Source organism: Alcanivorax hongdengensis A-11-3, assembly GCF_000300995.1.
GTDB classification, from domain to species: Bacteria; Pseudomonadota; Gammaproteobacteria; order Pseudomonadales; family Alcanivoracaceae; genus Alcanivorax; species Alcanivorax hongdengensis.
Genome location: NZ_AMRJ01000029.1, coordinates 1 through 16574 on the forward strand (window position 1 = coordinate 1; position 16574 = coordinate 16574).

Consider the following 16574-nt stretch of genomic DNA (forward strand, 5'->3'; position numbering starts at 1 on the left):
GGGGTAACCCCCGATAGACCGGGACATCCGGGAAGAATTCCGGTACAATGCATGCCCCTTTCTGCGCCAAAAGCGCAGCCAATACGACTCTTTAGACGAATGAGGAGTGCATGTCCGATATCAGCCTTTCCGACCGCGTACAACGCATCAAGCCGTCTCCTACCCTGGCCATTACCGCCAAGGCCGCAGAACTGCGTGCCCAGGGGAAAGACATTATTGGGCTGGGTGCCGGTGAGCCGGATTTCGATACCCCGGATCATATCAAACAGGCCGCCATCGAGGCGATCAACGCCGGTAAAACCAAGTACACCCCGGTGGACGGCACTCCTGGTCTGAAGAAAGCCATTATCGACAAATTCAAGCGCGATAACGGCCTGGATTACGAGCCGGGCCAGATCCTGGTCTCCAGCGGCGGCAAACAGAGCTTCTTCAACATGGCCCTGGCCCTGCTGAACGACGGCGACGAAGCCATCATCCCGGCCCCTTACTGGGTGAGCTACCCGGACATGGTACTGGTTGCCGGCGGCGTGCCGAAAATCATCGAAACCGACGTCAGCAGCCGCTTCAAGATCACCCCGGAGCAGCTGGAAGCGGCAATCACGCCGAAAACCCGCCTGTTCGTGATCAACAGCCCGTCCAACCCCTCGGGCATGGCCTACTCCATCGAGGAACTGGCCGCCCTGGGCGAAGTGCTCAAGAAGCACCCGGACATCATGATCGCCACCGACGACATGTACGAGCACATCCTGTGGACCGGCAAGCCGTTCGTGAACATCGTCAACGCCTGCCCGGAGCTGTACGAGCGCACCGTGGTGATGAATGGCGTCTCCAAGGCCTACTCCATGACCGGCTGGCGCATCGGCTACGCCGGCGGCCCGCAGAAGCTGATTGCCGCCATGAAGAAGGTGCAGTCCCAGTCTACCTCCAACCCGGCTTCCATCAGCCAGGCCGCCGCGGAAGCCGCGCTGGCGGGCGATCAGGGCTGCGTGGACGAGATGGTCAAGCACTTCAAGGAGCGCCACGACTGGCTGACCTCCGCCCTGGACGCCCTGCCCGGCGTGACTTGCGCCAAGGGTGACGGCACCTTCTACGCCTTCCCGGACTGCTCCGAGGCCATCGGCAAGCTGGACGGCATCGACAACGACACCGATCTGGCCGCCATGCTGCTGGAAGTGGCCGAAGTGGCCGTGGTACCCGGCTCCGCCTTCGGCGCCCCGGGCTGCATCCGCCTGTCCTTCGCCGTCGGCCTGGACACGCTGAAAGAGGCAGTGAGCCGGATCGAGAAGGCATTGGCTAAATAAGCAACAAACGAACCCCCGGGGTGTTGACGCACCCCGGTCACCCCCCTAATATACGCGCCCACAGACATTCCGCCTTAGCTCAGTTGGTAGAGCAAATGACTGTTAATCATTGGGTCGCTGGTTCGAGCCCAGCAGGCGGAGCCAAATAGAAAGGGCCTACCCATCGGGTAGGCCCTTTTTCTTTGCCCCAATGATTGGTCGCCCTGCGGTCGACAGTTAATCATTGGTGAATTCAGCGAATTCACCTAGTTCGAGCCCAGCAGGCGGAGCCAAATAAGAGAAGGGCTTATCCATCGGGTAAGCCCTTTTTCTTTGCCACAATGATTGGTCGCCCTGCGGTCGACGGTTAATCATTGGTGAATTCAGCGAATTCACCTAGTTCGAGCCCAGCAGGCGGAGCCAAATAGAAAGGGCCTACCCATCGGGCAGGCCCTTTCTATTCTCAATCGTTGAATGCCCTCCCTGATCATCTCTGAGCCAACCATTACCCCCTCACACCAAACCGTGAGACCACAACGAAATTGTGGACACCGCAGAGCATGATAGAATCTGTCAGCTTCACCTCAGAAAGGTCCGATGGAGACTGGGCTTGTCATTATCCACAAGAAATGAACTGAACATGCAGCAGGAACACATCAACATAAGCCCATCCCGCCACAATCGCTGGTACGAGCAAATCCTGCTCAACCCTTTGTTTGGCCACTTCTGGGCTTTGACGGCCATCATTCTCGGTGCGCAACTGATCAGCTATCAGGCCTGGCCTCAGAATGAAAACCAGAGCATGACCCTCGGACTGTTAGGGCTATGCTATGTGATCGCTGTTTACCTCGGAAAAAATATTACCAAGTTTGCAGGCGGCAAGGCCCTGACTTACATCCTGGCAACCACCCTGATTTCTGTTGCCGTAGTGCTGACACTCGTACTTTTTATGCGGTTAAGCTATGCCCGAACCTCATTGTTTGCCGGTGTATCGATACTGCTGGCCACGCAAACATTAGCTCTTTTCATCAACAGGCGTTTTCGCAACCTCAAACTGGCATGCATTCCCACAGACGGTATTGAAGAGATCATGCCCAACAGCTCCAAAAATCTCGAGTGCAGAATGCTAACCAGCCCCGACCTGGGCGCAACCCGCTATGACGGCATAGTAGTCGATATGGATGCCAAGCTTGATGATCAATGGATCCGGTTTATCAGTCACTGCAACATTGCCGGACTGCCGGTTTTTAATGCCCGGAAAGTGACAGAATCTATCCATGGAAAAGTAAACCTGGCTACCCTTCAGAGCACCGACCTTGCAAATCTCCAACCCCAACCGGTTTATCTGGCAGCAAAGCGTGCATTTGATATTGTGATGACGCTTGCGGCCGCTCCGCTGCTTATCTTGATCTGCCTGGTAGTTGCCCTTCTGATCAAACTTGATTCCCCTGGCTCTGTCATCTTTGTCCAGCATCGAATCGGCAAAGGAAACCAGGTTTTCCGCATGTACAAGTTTCGATCAATGCGGCCCCAGAGTGAAAACGAAACATCGCCGCAGTTTGCTGATAAAGATGCCCACCGCATCACTCGCCTGGGCTCCTTTATCCGCAAATTCAGGGTTGACGAATTACCGCAATTTTTCAATATATTGAAAGGTGACATGAGTCTTATTGGTCCGCGTCCTGAACAACCTGAATTCGTAGAGCAATTTGAAGATGAAGTCCCCTATTACAGCTATCGCCATATTATTCGCCCCGGAATCACTGGCTGGGCGCAAGTAAACCATGGATATGCAACCAACACGGAAAGCACCCGGGAGAAAGTAGAGCATGACTTTTACTACATTAAGCACATTTCTCCTGCGCTGGATTTCCTGATTGTCATGCGAACCTTGAAAACCATGGCTACGGGCTTTGGTGCATTATGAAAGGCGCAGAACCCTCACTCTCTCCGTCCGTTAGTGTCTATATTCCCACGTACAACCGCCCCGCCATGCTGAAGCGAGCCGTACTATCCGTGCTTGCACAAACTCATAATAATATTGAAATCCTTGTTGTTGATGACGGCTCAAGCATCGAAAACCAGGGAGAAATCAAAAAACTAGCGGAGCAACTGGGGTTTTCCGTTATCACTAACGAAAACAGTAAGGGCGCATGCGGAGCGAGGAACACCGCGATCAAATATGCCAGGGGTGATTATATTACCGGGCTCGACGACGACGATGAATTTCAACCGGAAAGAATCGCTGAACTCATTGAACGTTTTCAGCCTGCTCAATACTCATGTATTGCCACCACATCATCGGTGATTACCTGCACTGGCAAGATCATCAGAAATGCAGACTCCGGAGAAATCAGTCTCGACTCGTTACTGCATTACAACAAGATTGGCAATCAGGTCTTTACCCTCACCGAGCGATTGCGGGGAATCAACGGGTTCGACGAAGCAATGCCCGCCTTCCAGGACTATGACACCTGGGTAAGACTGGTGCATAAATATGGTCCGGCCCTGAAAATCAAATCCCCAAGCTACATTACCCATACCGAGCACGAACAAAGAATATCCAGCTCCAGCACCAAAAGAGTTCAGGCAGCAGAGCGTTTTCTTGGCAAACACAAGCACCTGATGTCGAAACAGCACCTCAAATCATTTCAACTGATAATGATGAAGCTTAGCGGAGAGAAACCTTCAGCCACCTCCCTATTAAGGGTGGTTTCCCGTGAAAACTGGAAATCCGCACTGACTTTTTATATGGACAGCTATTTCCAGAGGCCGGCAAATGTCCTGAGAGCCATCCTAAGCAGAGTGAGTGGCAGACTATGAAGCCAACAATCACTCTCGCTGTTAGCACTATAGGCGACAAGATAGACACAGCCCTCGAGCTGCTAGAGCCATTTCGTGACGAAGAAGGCCTGGAGCTTATTGTGCTTGCTCAAAAATCACCCAACCGACTAAAAACTCAAATAGATACTATCAAGTCGGAAAAAAATATCAGGCTGATCCCACTTGACTCCGTCGGCTTGAGCAAAAGCCGCAATGCGGCAATAAAGGCAGCAACCGGTGATTATATCTGGATTCTTGACGACGATGTCTCTATCGAAAAACATCATATCCAGATCATCAAGGATGCATTACACGACAAGCCTGACCATATTCATATCGGCCAGATTGAATGCTCTGACTGCAAAGGTTTCTACAAAGACTACTCCAGGTCCCGCAAAGGCAGACTCGGCTTACTCCGAATCAGCTCCATTGAGATACTCGCTCCGACGAGAAAAATCCGCGAGTACGGAGTTGTGTTCAATGAAAGTATTGGGTTAGGCACATCGCTGCCCTCTGGAGAAGAAAACGTATTTCTGCTTGATTGTCTTAATGCCGGGATTCCTTTCAATTTCATCAATAAAACCATTATCGGTCACCCCTGCAACATCGAAGAACGGCAACCCCGGCATGCATGGAAAAACCCTGCCCAACTTCAGTCAAAAGGCAACATCGCGAGGCATGTTGGAGGTTTCAGCGGTCTCGCCCTGCTAGCGCTCTGGGGCTCGAGAGCCTTGATTTATACCAAATCAATCAAAGCCATTTACTCGATATTGAAAGGCTATACATCACCACCTTCAAGAGTGTCACAGGACAGCCCGTGAAGATCTCGCCTACCGTAAGTATCATTACTCCCTGCTTCAACGCAGAAAAGACACTGGAAAATACAGTAGCTTCAGTTCTGGCTCAAAGCTACCTGGAGTGGGAACTCATACTCATTGACGACCATTCAACCGACACCACCTATACTCAAGCAATGCGTTATGCAGAGGCAGACCCTCGCATTAAGGCCGTCCGCATGGAAACCAATGGCGGAGCAGCTAAAGCACGAAACCGTGGCATCGAAATGGCTCAAGGGCGATATATCGCTTTCATAGATGCGGATGATCTATGGCACACAGATAAGTTGAAAACCCAAATTGCGCTAATGGAAGCCAACAACTGGGCATTGAGCTTCACAAGTTACAAGAGAATTGATGGTGTCGGAAAACCATTAAGCAATGTAGGCGTACCTCACAAGGCAACGTATAAAAAGTTGCTAAAAACCAACTACATTGGCTGCTCCACTGCAATCTATGACAGTAAGATTGTTGGAAAAGTGTTAATGCCTGATATCAGAAAAAGGCAAGATTTTGCACTTTGGCTAAAACTGTTAAAAATATGTGAATTTGCTCATGGCATAAGGGAACCTCTCACCACATATCGAGTCCATAAGAACTCGCTTTCTTCTAACAAAGCGAACAGTGCTCGCTACAACTGGCATATATACCGAAATATTGAAAAGTTAGGTCTCCTGAGAAGCTGCTATTACTTTGCTCATTATGCCACGAGAGGATTCCTCAGAAGCAAAATGCCAAATATTGCATTGCTGCTAGGTTTTCTTCATCGAAGCTCACATCAGGGGTAACCCCTTTCCTCCAACAGAAGTGGAGCCAAATGCAATCGAACCAAACCACCATCTCCGTCATTATTCCTGCGTACAACGTTGAAAACTACATCGCCGAATCTCTTAAATCTCTGGTAAACCAAACCGTTTACCCTGATGAAGTGATCATTATTGACGATGGCAGCACTGACTCGACACTGAAAATTGTCGAGTCATTCGAATTTCCATTCAAATCCACTGTTATTTCCACGGAAAACAGGGGCCAAGGCCAGGCACGCAACCTTGGAATGGAGAAGTCCGAATCAGACTATCTGTATTTTTTTGATTCCGATGACATCCTGGACTCAAGATTTATTGAATTTGCCAAGGAGAAATCCTCACGCTCCCCTTCGCCGGACCTCCTCCTTTTTTCGGGAGAGGTATTTCACGATGGTGAAGACCTTATGGGAACACGAATTTCAAGCTATAAAAGGGGGTTTTCCGGTGACGGACTCAGTGCCGAACAAACTCTTTCAGCATTTCTGAATGAGGGCAGATGGGATGTGGGGGCAAGCCTGTATATGGTGAAGCGGGAGTTAATGACGAAGAACGGCCTTTCCTTTCATTCTTGGCACCATGAAGACACCCAGATTTTCTATCAACTACTTTCACTGGCAAGTCGGGTCACGGTAAGCAATGAGGTATTCTTCTATCGAAGAATAAGAAGAAACTCCATCATGACGATGGGTTTTAATAAAAAACACGCAATCGGGTCAAAACTACTCATTGAATCTCTGATCGAAATTGCAAATGCACGAAACAGCACCAACTGGAAAGATTTCATTACACGATCGATGAAGCTTTCTATTGAGCCCTATATCAGGTCTTGCCGATATTCAGGAACAAAAATCGACCTCAGCATTATTATGAAAATGCTATCCCAAGCCAAAAGTCCCAAGCTTTATTTATGGACGACTCTTATTTTAATTAACAAAGATGCCATCAATATCATCAGAAAAATAAAAAAATAGTAGCCCGAATTACATTCTTCCGAAAACCCAGGATTTAACACCGAGATATTTATAAAGCAGGTAGAAAAGCAAAACATTCCAGACAAGCAGGCCTACGGAAACGCCAATTGCTGCACCAACTGAACCATAAGACGGTATCAGGGCAATACAAAGAAGGATGTTGATCAACAATGAAGCAGCTTGCCCTATAAGCGTTATTTTTTCATGGCCAGTCATAGAGAGGAAAAGACCGACCTGGCCAAAGAAAACATTAAATAGCTGACCGATCGTCAATATCACCAGTGGTGCATAGGAAATGGCGCCATATTCAAGACCAAAAACCAGGTTGACCAGCTCTTCGCCATAGAAGATAAACGCCAACGCGCAAGGAAATGACAACAGCAATGCGCCCTGGGAAGATCTCGTTGCCAAGCGCTGCAGCGAGGCTTTATCTGAATTACTCCAGGCCGCAACCACATAAGGTGCCATGACCAAGCCGATCAGAACCAGTGGTAAATTAACGAGCTGAGCGCCCTTATCCGCCACTCTCATCGCTGCCACCGACTCGTTCTCTCCCATCACCCCCAGCAGGACAATACCGACATTAGAGTTGAGCACACTGACAATGTTTATAAGTGAAAATGGCACAAGTGCCGCCAACCATTGTTTCCGCTTGAAAAAGGCGTGAACGCCGCCAAGAACGGAAGGCTGCTTCCTTTTCAGGATTGCTGTTGAAAACAGAAATATGATCAGAAGCGCTGCAGCTTGAGAAAGCATGACATGCTCTTTCTCAAGCGCTCCTGCAAATAGCAGGATTGTCACCCCCATTAATACAATCAGAGGCTGTAGAACCTGGCTTGGCAGGATCGCCCAGAACGGTTCCTTCAACCCTCTGAACGCCCCGTCCCTCACGGCATTCAGCCCAACCAGTGGCACCAAAAGAATCACATAGGGAAGTAAACCCCACTTTTCTTCAGAAGGAATCCACCCCGCCATGGCAAGGCATAGGTAAACAACAACCAGTACAGTTGAAACGAGAATGACCCACTGATATGCGGATAACATTACTCCTTTGTACAAAGGCCAATTTCCAACGTGCTTATTGGCTGCCACCTCCCGGGTAAGCAGCGCGGTGACCCCGCCGGACACCGGTAAGGCCAACAGAGGCACCAGAGCCATTGCAAAGGAGTATTGCCCAAAATCGTTGGCCCCCAAAAGCCGGGCAAGAATCACGCTAATGGCAAGGGCCAACGGAATCGAAAGCGCCTTAACAAGCCCGACCTCTAACAATTTCTTGATAAAAGGGCGTTTAAGAATTTTCTGTACGTCCAAGAGCGCCTCTTCCGGTATTCAGACTACTAGGCACAACAACGCCATCACCGTTTTCTGGGGAAAGCCGCCAGTATCAGGCATATCCATCAGGGTTCTGATGCTGCCAGCGCCAATGATCCGCACACATGTCCTCAATACCGCGCTTGGCTTTCCAACCCAAAACCTGCTGGGCAAAGGCGGGATCTGCATAGCAACTCGCCACATCCCCCGGTCGACGCTCAACAATGCTATGGGCTACAACGCGTCCGGAAGCGGCGGAAAATGCATTTACCATCTCCAACACGCTGTAACCGCGCCCTGTACCAAGATTCGTTGTTACCAGACCGCCCTTCGATTCAAGCGCCTCCATGGCAGCCAGATGCCCCTCTGCCAAGTCCATCACGTGAATATAGTCCCGGACACCGGTTCCATCCTTGGTGGGATAGTCCCCACCAAATACATTCAGCTTTTCCCGTTTCCCTACCGCCACTTGAGCAATGAACGGCATAAGGTTATTCGGAATGCCGTTGGGGTCTTCCCCTATTTCACCGCTTTCGTGAGCCCCAGCAGGATTGAAATAGCGAAGCAGTGCAAGCCGCCAGGAGTCGTCACTCTGATACAAATCGCGGAGCATATCTTCAATATGCAGTTTGGTCGCACCGTAGGGATTGGTGGCACTCAGAGGAAAATCCTCACGGATAGGCACACTGGCCGGATCACCATAAACCGTTGCCGATGAGCTAAATACCATGGTCCGCACACCCGCATTGTCCATGGCTTCCAGCAACCTGAGCGTGCCGGTGACATTGCAATCGTAATACCGCAGGGGCTGCGCCACGGACTCCCCCACCGCCTTGAGGCCAGCAAAGTGAATCACCGACGAAATATCATGCTCGTTGAACAGCTGCTTCAAACAGCCACTATCGCGGATATCGCCTTCAATAAATTCCAGAGACTTGCCTGTCAGCCTCTCCACTCTATTAAGGCTTTCCCGGCTGCTATTACTCAGGTTATCCAGCACAACCACCGAATAGCCTGCTTCCAGCAAAAGCAGCACTGTATGAGAACCGATATAACCTGCACCGCCGGTGACCAATACTGATGACATAGTACCTCCAGGAAGTTATCGCCAATCGAAAATCACTTCCGCCTTCTTGATGTTCTTCTAGTCTGTCACCTCTGACAAAGCAACAGATTCAAGGGTAACCAAACCACAGAGAGCCCCAGTGGGGCCCTCTGTTTGAGAAAATGCATGCGCATTGCTATGCAGACGCCATCGCCTCTTTCACATTCTTCTCGAACAAGTCACGAATTCGCGCCAAGGCATCTTCATTCACGGCCTCGTAGCGCAAGACCAGCTTGGGCGAGGTATTGGACGCCCGACACAGACCCCAGCCATCCGCATAGTCCATACGAATGCCATCAATAACACGGCGCTCGCCCTCGCCGAAGTCCGCATTGTTCTGCAGATATTCCACGATACGGAATTTGTTCTCGTCCGTCACATTGATATTGATTTCCGGGGTAGTGCAAAGCACCGGGTAGCGGCCAAATAGTGCCTCCGCCCCCCCATCCGTCCGGCTGATGATACCCAGAATCCTGGCAGCTGCGACCAACGCATCATCAAAGCCATACCAGTCTTCCGCCAGGAAGATATGGCCACTCATTTCCCCGGCCAGCAAGGCACCGGTCTCCTTCATGCGGGCCTTGATCAGGGAATGGCCCGTGCGCCACATTTCCGGCTCGCCGCCAGCGGCCTTGATGACATCAAACAGGGCTCCGGTACACTTCACATCGAAGATAACCTTGGCGCCCGGGTGCCGGCTGATCATGTCTTCGGCCAGGGCCATCAACAGGATATCCGGGTAAACCACCTCCCCCGCTGGCGTCACTACACCAACGCGATCACCATCACCGTCGAACGCCAGCCCAAGATCAGCTTTCTCGGCTTTTACACTGGCGATAAGATCCTGAACATTCTTCAGATCACCCGGGTCCGGGTGATGATTCGGGAAGGTACCATCCACTTCGGTATACAACGGCACTACCTCACAGCCCAGCGCCTCCAGCGCCTGCGGCGCCTGCACACCGGCAACCCCATTGCCGCAGTCAACCACCACTTTCAGCGGACGTGCCAGTGAGTGTGCCGCCAGGAATGCCGACTGGTAAGCCTCGAGAATCTCCCGCTCCTCATAGGCTCCCTCGCCGCTTAGTAGATCACCGTCCACAATACGCTGATACAGCGCCTGGATGGTGTCTCCGGACAAGGTTGTACCATTGATGACAATCTTGAAGCCGTTGTAATTAGAGGGGTTATGGCTACCGGTAAGCATTACCCCGGAATTGAGACCTTCCAGATAGTGTGCTGCGAAATACAGCGCCGGGGTGGGCACCATGCCTACATCCACCACGTTACAACCAGCAGCACGGATGCCATTACTCAGAGACTGAGCCAATGCAGGCCCGGACAGTCGGCCATCGCGGGCCACGGCAATACTGCGCTGCCCCTGGGCCAGTACTTCAGAGCCGATTGCCCGACCGATCTGAAAAGCTATTTCATCGTTCAACGTGTCGTTATAAATACCGCGAATATCGTATGCCCGAAAAATCGAGGCAGGAATAGGATGGCTCATGGCGAATGTCGTCCTGATTTATAACGCAATGGGTAAGAGGCAATCATACGTGAAACGGGGAGGTGTAGCAGTTACCCGGTAGAGGGGAAAGAGTGCGAAAATATTAAGGCACTGACAGCGTGTCTCTGGGTGGGGCTTGATCTCCATGCTCCAGCATACAGAGACTTGCCAAGCCGACCTACGACCTGACGTCCCTACTGCTGTTTGCCCGAAACATGCCGTGCAAGGGCTAGCGAAGATGAATCAAGATTAGCCCCAGACTCAGGGTGCCTCAGTACCTCCAGCATGTCGGTCGCAATAATTTTGCCCATTTCCACACCCCATTGATCAAAGGGATTAATGCCCCAGATCACCGCCTGAACAAAGACTTTGTGCTCATACATTGCCAGCAAAGCCCCCAATACCCGAGGGGACAACTCATCGAGTACCAGAGTGGTACTGGGCTGATTACCTCGGTAGCGCTTGTAGTAAGGAAGGGCAAGTTCTGGGTCCAGAGCTCTTTCTCCCAGCGCCAGCAATCGAGACTGGGCCAGACAGTTGGCGTTGGACAAGGCGTGCTGCGCATCCAGCTCTCTGACCGACCCGGAGTGCACAGCCTCGGTATAGCGACGAGCCGTCATTAGAAACTCGCAGGCAATCGGCTGGGTTCCCTGATGTAACAGCTGAAAGAAGGCATGCTGGGCGTTGGGTCCGACTTCCCCCCAGATTACCGGGCAAGTGTTGTACTCCACTGGCTCACCGGAGCGGGACACACTTTTGCCATTGGACTCCATCTCCAACTGTTCCAGATAAGCAGGCAGGTGTTTGAGGCGGCCATCGTAAGGCAGCACCGCTCGCGCCGATATGTCCAGGAAGTTGATGTTCCACACATCCACCAACGCCAACATGACAGGAATATTCTCTTTCCAGGGAGAGGTTCTGCAGTGCTCATCCATCTCGTGGGCCCCGGCAAGAAACTCACGGAAGCCATCCATGCCGACAGTGAGCGCTATGGGCATACCAATAACCGACCATAGCGAATAGCGCCCCCCGACCCAGTCCCAGAAAAGGAGCTGGTTGTTCGGCATTATCCCCCACTCGGACATACGCTCAGGGCTGGCGGAAATACCAATGAAGTGACAGCGCAGCAGAGAGGTGTCGTCATAATCCAGCCGCAACCCCCTGGCCAGCCACTGCCGTGCAGTGCCGGCATTGTGTAGCGTATCCAAAGTGGTGAACGACTTGGAGGAAACAAGAAAGAGGGTGGTCCTCGGATTCAGCTCCTGCAGCAACTGTGACATCTGGCTGCCATCCATGGAAGACGCGAAATGGATTCGTGGTCGTGTCAGCCCCTCTTCGGGAAAACGGGACTGCAACGCAAAGGCCGCCATCAACGGACCAAGGTCAGACCCTCCAACACCAATATTCACAACATCGGTGATCGCATCACCCAGCACACCGCGCCAATGCCCCCGGAGGATGCGGTTCACCATCCCCTCCATGAGCTGCAACTGCTCATGGACTGCAGGCGCAGTGTCTGCGGGCTCACGAAGGAACCAGTGCTTGGCAGAGCGGCGCTCAGTACAGTTGACCTCCGCTCCGCTAAACAGCGCATCCATCCAGTGCTTCAACTGACGCTCGTCGGCCAGTTTCACCAACAGGTCACGGCTATCATCCGTCAAACGCTGCTTGCTGAAATCCGCCAGTAAGCCAGCACTTTCCAGGCTGAAACGATCAAAGCGATCTTTATCTGACGCGAACATATCCGCCAGATGCAGCGATTTCTCTTGTTTGGCACGTTGCGCCAACTGAGACCAGATTGAACTGACAGTGAGAACGTCCTGTTCAGGCACCATGGCTAACGCCCTATTCCTCTATATACCAGCCCATTCTCTCTGACAAAGGCGGGATCATAAATGTTACGGCCATCCAGGATCAGCGGCTCACGCATAATTTGCTTTAAACGCTGCCAGTCCGGGCTCCAGTAGGATTTCCATTCGGTAACCAGCATCAGTGCATCCGCCCTCTCTACAGCCTCATAGGGATCGTCACACAACGTTATCTCACCCCGCCCCTGGGCCCAGTGCTCCAGCTCCGTCAAGGCTCGGGGATCATGGGCTGTCAAGGAAACGCCCTGCGCCCAGAGGGCCTCTATGACTTTCAGAGCCGGAGCATTATCAATGCGGTGTGTGCCCGGCTTGAAGGCCACGCCCCACAACGCCACCTTCTTGCCTGCCACATTACCGTGATGAAATTGCCAGAACTTCCGGAACAACACCTCTTTCTGGCGTTCATTTGTCTGTAACACCTGTTCCAGCAGACCCGGCTCGGAGGAGCGCTCATGGAGTGTATCCACCAGAGTGAGTACGTTACGACTCAAGCCGGGCCCACCGAAGCCGCAACCGGGGTACAAATAGGACTCACCAATTCGAGGATCGGCCCCCATGGCTGTTCGAACCACATCAATATCCACCCCCAGGGATTCTGAAAGACTGGCCATGTCATTCATGTAACTGATTCGCGTCGCCAGGATCCCGCTAATGGCCAGCTTGGAGAATTCAGCTTCTCGCAGGCTCATCACCTGAATCACATTTTTGCGGCGATTGAAGGGGCGAAGCAATTCACGGACAAGGGTTTCACCTTCGCCCTGTTCACTGCCAAGCAGAATGCTATCCGGACGGGTAAATGTCTGAATGGCATTCCCCTCCTGAATCAGATCCGGCAAGGCCACAAGTGCCGAATTGGCATTCACATTTTTGATAATGCCGCGCAAATGCTCCGCGGTCCCGACCGGGCCCATGGTCTGATTGACTATGACCTCACAGGCGTCCGAAGCTGCATGCCTTGCGACTAGCTTTTCAGCGACGGTTTCTTTCCCGGGCCGCAGCGCCAGGAATACTGCACTTGGTACTTGGGAAGAGGAATCATCCAGAAAACCGGTCGTCAACCGGCCACTATCCCGTTGTTCCGTATACAGGCGGCCCAGCCCCTGTTCCTGAAAAGGGGGGACGCCCTCAGCCAACCGGTCCCGGGATTCAGGCTCAAGCACACACCAATACACCTGGTGACCCGTCTGAGCCATGGCAGTCGCCGTCACCTGAGCACACAATGTGTCACCGTAAACCGTTATCTGCATGCGTCCCTACACCATTGATACGTTTATGAGTCACCCTCGGGCCGAAATACCCGCCAGAGAGAACCCATGTTTCATACGACGAGCCATCCATCGTATTATCGGCAACCCTCTACCTCGTTGTCATAACTTACACGACCAGCTCTTCCGCCATCATAGCGCGGACTTGCTCACCAAGCTCCGCATGCCGGGCAGCATAATGAAAAACCGCTCGCAGATAGCCCGCCTTGTTTCCACAATCAAAAGTACGGCCTCGCATGGCATAGGCCTCCACTGAAGAGGTCTCCAGCAGTGTGGCAATCGCGTCAGTGAGCTGTATCTCACCGCCCGCGCCTGGAGGAGTGTCAGCCAAAATCGACATGATCTTGCCGGGCAAGACATAGCGCCCCACTACCGAAAGGCGGGACGGCGCATCCTCGATGGCGGGTTTTTCCATCACTGCCACCATTGAAGCAGACTCACCTGCGCCTGGAACCTCCCCTTTCAAAGCCACAATGCCATACTGGTCAACACGCTCGGCGGGCACCTCTTCCACCATGATCTGGGCAGCACCACTGGCGTGATATTTTTCCACCATGACACCAAGATCTTCCGCACAACCAGCGCAATCGACCAGTACATCCGGCAACAACACCGCAAACGGCTCATCGCCCACCACCGGGGCGGCACATGCCACTGCATGCCCCAGACCTAGCGCCTGGTGCTGACGAACGGAAATGACACTTACATCCCCTGGCAGAATATCGCGCACTTCTGACAGAAGAGCATGCTTACCCTTCTCTGCCAGCTGGTGCTCAAGCTCAAACTGGGTGTCAAAATAATCCTCAATGGCACCTTTTGACGAATGGGAGACCAGAATGATTTCCTTGATACCGGCTCGGACAGCTTCCTTTACCACATACTCGATCGCGGGACGATCCACGACCGGTAACATTTCTTTGGGAATGGACTTGGAAGCCGGCAGCATTCGCGAACCGAAACCCGCAACGGGCAATACTGCTTTATTAACCATCACGCCCTCTTCTCATAAATTGCTGGCTTAACCACATCAGAAACAGCCCAAGAGCCATTCCGGCAGCATCATTGGCCATATCATTCCAGGATGTGGAGCGACCCGGTATCCATAACTGAACCACTTCGATCAAGGCGCCAAGGGCCAACACCGAAAGCACTACACGAAGCATCGGCACCCCGCTCCACCGTAGCAAGAGCGCAATCAGAGCACAAAAGACGAAGTGAGCGTAGGGATCCACGCCGCGCAAGTAAAATGTCTTGCTGATGGTCTCACGGAGCGCACCGGGCAACATGGCACCAACCACAAACAGCCCGGTCACCACAACCAGCAGGCTGAGCCGCCAGGGGCACTTCGCATGAAAACGCCTAATCACTGCCGAACAGGTCGCGGGTATAGACTTTTTCTGCATAGGGGGTTAGCTCTTCGACCATACGGTTAGAGACAATGACATCGCAGGCGGCGGCAAATTCCGTAAAATCGCGCATCACCACAGAGTTGAAAAAGGTGTCGTCTGGCAACGCCGGTTCGAACACGACAACGTCCACGCCTTTTGCCTTGAGACGTTTCATTACCCCCTGGATCGAAGAAGCCCGAAAGTTGTCCGAGCCTGCCTTCATAACCAAACGATAAATTCCCACTCTTTGCGGTTTACGACGCAGTATATCTTCTGACACAAAGTCCTTGCGGGTGCGGTTGGCATCCACGATAGCCTGAATCATATTGTTGGGCACATCCTGATAATTGGCCAGCAACTGCTTGGTATCCTTGGGTAGACAGTAACCCCCATAGCCAAAGGATGGATTGTTGTAGTGATCGCCAATACGGGGGTCCAGGCAAACCCCGTCGATAATCTGCCGGGTGTCCAGGCCATGACAAGCCGCATAGCTATCCAGTTCATTGAAATACGCCACCCGCATGGCCAGGTAGGTATTGGCAAACAGCTTGATAGCCTCTGCTTCCGTGGAGTCGGTAAACAACACCGGTACATCCTCACGTATAGCCCCCTCGACCAGTATCCGGGCAAACGTACGAGCGGCTTCACAATGGGCACCGACAACAATTCGGGAAGGATAGAGGTTATCGTGAAGTGCCTTTCCTTCCCGAAGAAATTCGGGAGAAAACAGGATGTTACTGACACCAAGCTGTTCTCGCAGGGAGGCGGTATAGCCTACCGGAACCGTAGACTTTATAACTATTGTTGCATATTTGTTGATCGCCAGCACATCCCTGATCACCGCCTCAACAGTATGGGTATGGAAAAAGTTGGTTTGCGGGTCATAATCCGTGGGAGTCGCCACCACCACAAAATCCGCCCCTTCAAAAGCCTCTTTCTTGTCTGTGGTAGCCATCAGATCCAGAGGCTTGTCCGCCAGGTAGGACTGAATCATCTCGTCCTCAATGGGTGAGACCCGGCGCTGCACTTTTTCTACCTTTGCCGAATCGATATCCAGCGCCACCACGCTATGGTGCTGGGCCAGCAGCACCGCATTGGAAAGCCCTACATAACCGATTCCGGCAACCGCAATCTTCATTCTCGTCCCCAACCGTCAGGCAACAATCCGGCCATCCTGACCAGATAAGGAAAAGCCAGTCAGTATACCGCCCCCGTGGCACAACCGACACCACCACAGAGGCTTCCAGCCAACGTCCAGCGCCCGCAGCCAGAGAGCATGCCCTGGTGCCCGGCGTTTACGACCTACAGCAAATTTACATGCCCTAAATACAAAAAGGCCGTACCCCACCTCGGGTATGGCCTGTTGTTTAACACCCCACAAACGCGCTCCGGCTAAACATCTGGTAGCAAGGCT

The 16574-nt window shown here is 52.4% G+C and carries 14 protein-coding genes and 1 tRNA gene; 7 read left to right on the forward strand and 8 right to left on the reverse strand.

Annotation, left to right across the window (positions count from 1 at the left end; all coding sequences use genetic code 11):
• The first annotated feature begins 110 nt into the window (after positions 1–110).
• From A11A3_RS14305 to A11A3_RS17300, 7 genes are all read left to right on the forward strand, one after another.
• On the forward strand, positions 111–1301 hold the full coding sequence (locus tag A11A3_RS14305; protein ID WP_008930037.1) for a pyridoxal phosphate-dependent aminotransferase: 1191 nt from the start codon (positions 111–113) through the stop codon (positions 1299–1301).
• A gap of 68 nt (positions 1302–1369) precedes the next feature.
• Positions 1370–1445 (forward strand) — tRNA-Asn (locus tag A11A3_RS14310).
• A 475-nt stretch (positions 1446–1920) separates the two neighbouring features.
• Positions 1921–3207, forward strand: a complete 1287-nt coding sequence (locus A11A3_RS14315; protein WP_008930038.1) for a sugar transferase — start codon at positions 1921–1923, stop codon at positions 3205–3207.
• Positions 3204–4103: a glycosyltransferase gene (locus A11A3_RS14320; protein ID WP_008930039.1), complete on the forward strand. Its 900-nt coding sequence runs from the start codon at positions 3204–3206 to the stop codon at positions 4101–4103. The genes A11A3_RS14315 and A11A3_RS14320 overlap by 4 nt, the downstream gene beginning before the upstream one ends.
• Positions 4100–4924 (forward strand): glycosyltransferase, encoded by an 825-nt coding sequence (locus tag A11A3_RS18085; protein WP_008930040.1) that lies wholly within the window; start codon positions 4100–4102, stop codon positions 4922–4924. The genes A11A3_RS14320 and A11A3_RS18085 overlap by 4 nt, the downstream gene beginning before the upstream one ends.
• Complete coding sequence (locus A11A3_RS17555) at positions 4921–5727, forward strand: glycosyltransferase family 2 protein (protein ID WP_008930041.1); 807 nt, start codon at positions 4921–4923, stop codon at positions 5725–5727. Before A11A3_RS18085 ends, A11A3_RS17555 begins: the two co-directional genes overlap by 4 nt.
• Before the next feature lie 29 nt (positions 5728–5756).
• Positions 5757–6716, forward strand: coding sequence for a glycosyltransferase family 2 protein (locus A11A3_RS17300; protein ID WP_008930042.1), 960 nt, complete (start codon positions 5757–5759; stop codon positions 6714–6716).
• A gap of 9 nt (positions 6717–6725) precedes the next feature.
• On the opposite strand, the gene A11A3_RS14335 is transcribed toward A11A3_RS17300, so the two are convergent.
• From A11A3_RS14335 to A11A3_RS14370, 8 genes are all read right to left on the reverse strand, one after another.
• Complete coding sequence (locus A11A3_RS14335) at positions 6726–8027, reverse strand: flippase (protein ID WP_008930043.1); 1302 nt, start codon at positions 8025–8027, stop codon at positions 6726–6728.
• 73 nt (positions 8028–8100) lie between these two features.
• The gene (galE, locus tag A11A3_RS14340) at positions 8101–9114 is read right to left on the reverse strand and encodes a UDP-glucose 4-epimerase GalE (protein ID WP_008930044.1); all 1014 of its coding nucleotides are present in this window, start codon (positions 9112–9114) and stop codon (positions 8101–8103) included.
• A gap of 154 nt (positions 9115–9268) precedes the next feature.
• Positions 9269–10639, reverse strand: coding sequence for a phosphomannomutase/phosphoglucomutase (locus tag A11A3_RS14345; RefSeq protein WP_040297242.1), 1371 nt, complete (start codon positions 10637–10639; stop codon positions 9269–9271).
• 194 nt (positions 10640–10833) lie between these two features.
• Positions 10834–12474 carry a glucose-6-phosphate isomerase gene (gene pgi / locus A11A3_RS14350; protein ID WP_008930046.1) on the reverse strand — a complete coding sequence of 547 codons (1641 nt, stop codon included), beginning with the start codon at positions 12472–12474 and terminating at the stop codon, positions 10834–10836.
• A 2-nt stretch (positions 12475–12476) separates the two neighbouring features.
• Positions 12477–13754: a UDP-glucose dehydrogenase family protein gene (locus A11A3_RS14355; protein ID WP_008930047.1), complete on the reverse strand. Its 1278-nt coding sequence runs from the start codon at positions 13752–13754 to the stop codon at positions 12477–12479.
• Positions 13755–13881: 127 nt separating this feature from the next.
• Complete coding sequence (locus A11A3_RS14360; protein WP_008930048.1) at positions 13882–14763, reverse strand: UTP--glucose-1-phosphate uridylyltransferase; 882 nt, start codon at positions 14761–14763, stop codon at positions 13882–13884.
• Complete coding sequence (locus A11A3_RS14365) at positions 14756–15175, reverse strand: VanZ family protein (RefSeq protein WP_083851777.1); 420 nt, start codon at positions 15173–15175, stop codon at positions 14756–14758. The genes A11A3_RS14360 and A11A3_RS14365 overlap by 8 nt, the downstream gene beginning before the upstream one ends.
• Entirely contained in the window at positions 15132–16298 is a 1167-nt protein-coding gene (locus tag A11A3_RS14370) for a nucleotide sugar dehydrogenase (protein WP_008930050.1), read from the reverse strand. The genes A11A3_RS14365 and A11A3_RS14370 overlap by 44 nt, the downstream gene beginning before the upstream one ends.
• Between the last annotated feature and the right edge of the window lie 276 nt (positions 16299–16574).